Source organism: Rhizobacter sp. P2_H2 (assembly GCF_056403375.1).
In genome coordinates, this window is sequence record NZ_JBFUFP010000330.1 from 1 (window position 1) to 5,170 (window position 5,170).

The window sequence follows — 5,170 nt, forward strand, 5'->3', positions numbered from 1 at the left end:
GGCCAAGCCCGACGTCGCGAAAGGCCAGGCGATCTCGACCAACGTGTGCGGTGCCTGCCATTCGGCCGACGGTTCGCGCGGCAGCCCGGCCAACCCGATCCTGCAGGGTCAGCATCCCGAATACCTGGTCAAGCAGCTGGCCGAGTTCAAGGAAGGCAAGCGCGACAACCCGGTGATGAAGGGCATGGCCTCGACGCTGAGCGAGGACGACATGCGCAATGTCGCCGCGTTCTACGCCTCGAAGGACGCGAAGCCCGGTTTCGCGAAGAGCAAGGAATCGGTCGCGCTCGGCGAGAAGATCTACCGCGGCGGCATCGCCGACCGCGCCGTCCCGGCCTGCGCCGGCTGCCACAGCCCCACCGGTGCCGGCATCCCCGCCCAGTACCCGCGCCTGCGCGGCCAGCACGCCGACTACACCGAAGCGCAATTGGTGGCCTTCCGCGGCGGGCTGCGCAAGAACAGCCCGCAGATGACCGGTGTCGCCGCGAAGATGAACGACAAGGAAATCAAGGCAGTGGCCGACTACATCGCCGGCCTGCGCTGAACGCGCCCAATCTCACGCTTCGCGCCACAGGGGCCGGTCGATGACCGGCCTTTTTCATTTCCGTCCGGCGTGCGCGCGACTATAGTCATCCGACTCGCCACTGCGAACGCCCCCATGCCCTACATCCGACGCGGACCCGACGGACAGATCGACAGCCTGCATCGCCAACCGGGCGCCGGCACCGAGTTCATCGCGGACGGGCATCCGGATCTGCTGGCCTTCATCGGGCACAGCCCGGTCAGCAGCGATTTCGGCAAGCTCGATGCCGATTTCGTCCGCGTGATCGAGGACGTGATCGACACGTTGATCGTGCGCAACATCATCAACATCACCGATCTGCCCGGCGAGGCGCAGGCCAAGCTGTTCGCCCGCAAGAGCTTCCGGGAGCGCACCGCGCGCAATTCGCTGCGTTTGTTCTCCGACACGCAATTCGGCACCGTGATCGACGACACGAACTTTGGCGAATTGCCCTGACGCRGYCGGGCGCGCGGAACCGCTGTAAGGTTCCCGGCTCGAATTGCGACTGACCGGCAACGCGCTTCGGCGCCCCCAGGAGTTTCCATGCATCACCGCCCGAACCGCGGCTTCGACCATGCCGTGCCGTCCGAGATCACGCCGCGCGCCGTCTATGAGCGCCGCCGCGAGCTGCTGAAGCTGATGGCGCTCGGCGCCGGCGGCGCGGCGCTGTCCGGCTGGGCCGCGCGCGATGCGATGGCACAGGCAGCCCGCCCGAACAAGCTGGCCCCGCTGCCGGGCGCGCGCAGTGCCGTTCCCGGCGCGATCACGATGGAAAAGCTCACGTCCTACAACGACGTGACCAGCTACAACAACTACTACGAGTTCGGCACCGACAAGTCCGACCCGGCGCGCAATGCCGGCTCGCTGAAGACGCGCCCCTGGACGGTCGCGATCGAGGGCGAGGTGAAGAAGCCCAAGGTCTACGACCTCGACGAGCTGCTGAAGCTCGCGCCGATGGAGGAGCGCGTCTACCGGCTGCGCTGCGTCGAGGGCTGGTCGATGGTGATCCCGTGGGTCGGCTATTCGCTGTCGGAACTGATCAAGCGCGTCGAGCCGACCGGCAATGCAAAGTACGTCGAGTTCGTGACGCTGGGCGATGCGAAGCAGATGCCCTTCCTCGGCTCGCGCGTGCTGTCGTGGCCGTACGTCGAGGGCCTGCGCCTCGACGAAGCGATGAACCCGCTCGCGCTGCTCGCCTTCGGCCTGTACGGCGAGGTGCTGCCGAACCAGAACGGCGCGCCGGTGCGGCTGGCGGTGCCGTGGAAATACGGTTTCAAGAGCGGCAAGTCGATCGTCAAGATCCGCTTCACCGACAAGCAGCCGCTCACCTCCTGGAACCATGCGGCCGCGCAGGAGTACGGCTTCTACTCGAACGTCAACCCGAACGTCGACCACCCGCGCTGGAGCCAGGCGACCGAGCGGCGCATCGGCGAGGACGGCCTGTTCGCGAAGAAGCGCGCGACGCTGATGTTCAACGGCTACGAAGCCCAGGTCGGCCAGCTCTATGCGGGCATGGACCTGAAGAAGCTGTTCTGATCGCGAACCGGCGATGAAGACCGCTGTGCTGTCGTCCCCCGCCCAGCCGCGCCGGCGCTCGCCGCTGCTGCATCCGGCGGCCAAGCCGCTGCTGTTCGTCGCCGGCCTGCTGCCGTTCGCGTGGCTGTTCTACGGCGCGGTGATGAACACGCTGGGGGCCAACCCGGCCGAAGCGCTGATCCGCTCGACCGGCGACTGGACGCTGCGCCTGCTGTGCCTCACGCTGGCCGTGACGCCGCTGCGGGTGATCGCGAACCAGCCGGCGCTGGCGCGCTTCCGGCGCATGCTGGGGCTGTTCGCGTTCTTCTACGTCGTGCTGCATTTCTTCGCGTATGCCTGGCTGGACATGGGGCTGGACATCGATGCCATCGTGCGCGACATCCCGAAGCGCCCGTTCGCGCTGGTCGGCTTCCTGGCCTTCGTGCTGATGATCCCGCTGGCCGCCACCTCGTTCAACCGCGCCATCAAGGCGCTGGGGGCGAAGCGCTGGCAGGCGTTGCACAAGTGCGTCTACGCGATCGTGCTGCTGGGCCTGTTGCACTTTTTCTGGATGAAGGCGGCGAAGAACAATTTCGCCGAGGTCGCGGTGTACGCCGCGGTCATCGCGGTGCTGCTCGGCTGGCGCATCCGGCACGCGTTGCGCAGGAGTTGACGGCGCGTCGCGAACCTGACGCCTTGGCGTCTGGCGCGGCTGCGCCGGGCCACGCACAATCGGGCCCTCCATGGTCGCCCACGTCTTGCCCCACCACACCCCCGCCGGCCCCGACACGGCAGCCCGCCGCCTCGTCAGGCTGATCGCCGATTCGCAGGCCGCCCACGATGGCGGCCAACACCAGCAAGGCCTCGCGCTGGCCGAACAGGCCCTCGAAGGCGCCATCACGCTGGGCGACCCGCTGATACTGGCGCGTGCCCACACGCTGCTGGCCAACCACCGCTGGCGGCTCGGGCTGTTCGAGCCGTCGGTGCAATCGGCGCGCGAGGCGCTGGCGCTCTGGAGAGCTGCCGGGCGCATCGACGAGCAGTGCGACACGCTGTGCCTGCTGGCGATCTCGTTCAGCGAGATCGGCCTGCAGGAAGAAGCGCTGAAGCACGCCACCGCGTCGTTCGAGCTGGCGCGCGCGCACCAGCGCGGCCTCGCGATGGGCGTGGCGCTGAACCGCATTGGCATCTGCTACGACCGGCTCGGCGATTCGATCCAGGCCGAGAGCTTCCTGCTGCAGTCGCTGGGCATGGCGCGCGAGCACGGCGGCCATGGCGACCGCATGCTGGCGCTGAACAACCTCACCGCCACCGCGATCAGCGCCTACTACCAGGCGCAGCTGCGCGCTGATGACGAGGCGAGCCGGCAGGCGGTGCAGCGGGCCCGCCAGTACGGTGGGCGGGCCTTGTCGCTGGCGCGCCGCCACGGCGATGTCTACCGTGTCAGCGTCACGCAGGGCAACCTCGGCGAAGCGCTCGGCCTGGCCGGCGAGTACGCCGAGGCGCGCGCATTGCTGCAGGAGGCGCTCGCGAGCGCGGTGCAGAACGGTTTCCGTGCGGTGGTGCTGCGCATGCGCCACAACATCGCCGAGGTGCTGCTGCGCGAAGGCCGCAACGACGAGGCCATCACCGAGCTCACCGCCACGCTGCAGTCGCTGACCCAGCTCGACCACGAGACGACGCGCATGCGCGTGCACTCGGCGCTGCACCGCGCCTACAAGGCCGTGCGCCAGTTCGAGCCGGCGCTGCTGCACTGCGAGGCGCACCACCAGATCGAGATGCAGCGTGTGGCGCTGCAGAGCAAGGCGCAGGCGCGGCTGATGGTGAACCGCATCGATGTCGAGCGTGCGCTGATGGACGGCGAGCGCTCGCGCCTCGAGGCCGAGCTGCAGCGGCTGCGCACGCAGCAGCTGGAGGCCGAGAAGGAGCTGCTGGAGCAGCGCACCGCCGAGTTGCACCGCGAGACGCTCGAGGACCCGCTGACCGGGCTCGCGAACCGGCGCCATGTCGATGCGACGCTGCCGCTGCTGATCGAGCGCTCGCGCGGCCAGGGCCAGCCGATGGCGCTCGCGATGGCCGACCTCGATCATTTCAAGCAGGTCAACGACCGCCACGGCCATGCGGCCGGCGACGAGGTGCTGCGCACGGTGGCGCGCCTGTTCGGCGACAAGACGCGGGCGCGCGACCTGCTCGGCCGCTGGGGCGGCGAGGAATTCGTGCTGGTGTTCGTCGACACCCCGCGCGAGACGGCGCACGAGATCTGCGAGCGGCTGCGCAGCGCCGTGCAGTCCTACCCATGGAGCGCGATCTCGCCGGGGCTGCAGGTCACGCTGAGCCTCGGCCTGACCGACGCGCAGCCGAGCGACAACGCGCTCGAACTGGTCGAGCGTGCCGATGCGGCCTTGTACGAGGCGAAGCGTCTCGGGCGCAATCGCCTGGTTGAAGGTTGAGGCCTACGGAGCATTGGTGTGGAAGGCGCGGGTGGGGAGTCTGTGGCTCGCCGGCCGGTGCGGTCATCGCCCCTGGCGGGGCAATGACTACCCTCCGCTGACTGGTTTCATGGTCCGTCGCCCAAACTCCCTCCACTCACTTCGTTCGTTGTGGTCAAACAGTGGGCGACAGTCAGTGCACGAAGCGTGCTGCGCACGCGGACCATGAAACCAGCCAGCTCCGGCGCCCCGTCCCTATTGGCGCTCCACAGACTCCCCACCCGCGCCTTCGTGCCACCGCCCCGATCCTTCGACCATGACAAGCGAACAAATGAGGATTGATATCAATCTCCACCTGATGGATGCACCCCCTCCTCAGTCCGAACGGGTGGCAGAACACGAGAACCCGCCTACAGCAGTCACGTAGCCCGGATGCAGCGAAGCGGAATCCGGGCTCAACCCTCACTTCTTCGCTTGTCACCTCCCCAAGGCAGGGTGGTGGCACAAGGCGCGGGTGGGGAGTCTGTGGAGCGCCAATCAGGGCGGGTCGCCGGAGCTGGCTGATTTCGTGGCCCGCGTGCGCCAGCACGCTTCGTGAACTGACTGTCGCCCACTGTTTGACCACAACGAACGAAGTGAGTGGCGGGAGTTTGGGCGACGGGCC

Annotated in this window: 5 protein-coding genes; all 5 read left to right on the plus strand. The window is 68.1% G+C overall.

Annotation, left to right across the window (positions count from 1 at the left end; all coding sequences use genetic code 11):
- Positions 1-544 (plus strand): c-type cytochrome (locus AC1D15_RS17135; RefSeq protein ID WP_477826916.1); only part of this gene is annotated, 544 nt, incomplete at its 5' end.
- A 69-nt stretch (positions 545-613) separates the two neighbouring features.
- Positions 614-1,018, plus strand: a complete 405-nt coding sequence (locus AC1D15_RS17140; protein ID WP_465110890.1) for a hypothetical protein — start codon at positions 614-616, stop codon at positions 1,016-1,018.
- A gap of 87 nt (positions 1,019-1,105) precedes the next feature.
- Positions 1,106-2,098, plus strand: a complete 993-nt coding sequence (gene msrP / locus AC1D15_RS17145; protein ID WP_047500082.1) for a protein-methionine-sulfoxide reductase catalytic subunit MsrP — start codon at positions 1,106-1,108, stop codon at positions 2,096-2,098.
- 13 nt (positions 2,099-2,111) lie between these two features.
- Positions 2,112-2,750, plus strand: coding sequence for a protein-methionine-sulfoxide reductase heme-binding subunit MsrQ (gene msrQ / locus AC1D15_RS17150; protein ID WP_052211209.1), 639 nt, complete (start codon positions 2,112-2,114; stop codon positions 2,748-2,750).
- A 70-nt stretch (positions 2,751-2,820) separates the two neighbouring features.
- Positions 2,821-4,527 carry a GGDEF domain-containing protein gene (locus AC1D15_RS17155; protein WP_477826917.1) on the plus strand — a complete coding sequence of 569 codons (1,707 nt, stop codon included), beginning with the start codon at positions 2,821-2,823 and terminating at the stop codon, positions 4,525-4,527.
- Positions 4,528-5,170 lie beyond the last annotated feature (643 nt).

Coding starts and splice junctions, on each gene's coding strand:
- msrP (WP_047500082.1), top strand. CDS start 1,106: ATGCATCACCGCCCGAACCGCGGCTTCGACCATGCCGTGCCGTCCGAG.
- msrQ (WP_052211209.1), top strand. CDS start 2,112: ATGAAGACCGCTGTGCTGTCGTCCCCCGCCCAGCCGCGCCGGCGCTCG.
- AC1D15_RS17155 (WP_477826917.1), top strand. CDS start 2,821: ATGGTCGCCCACGTCTTGCCCCACCACACCCCCGCCGGCCCCGACACG.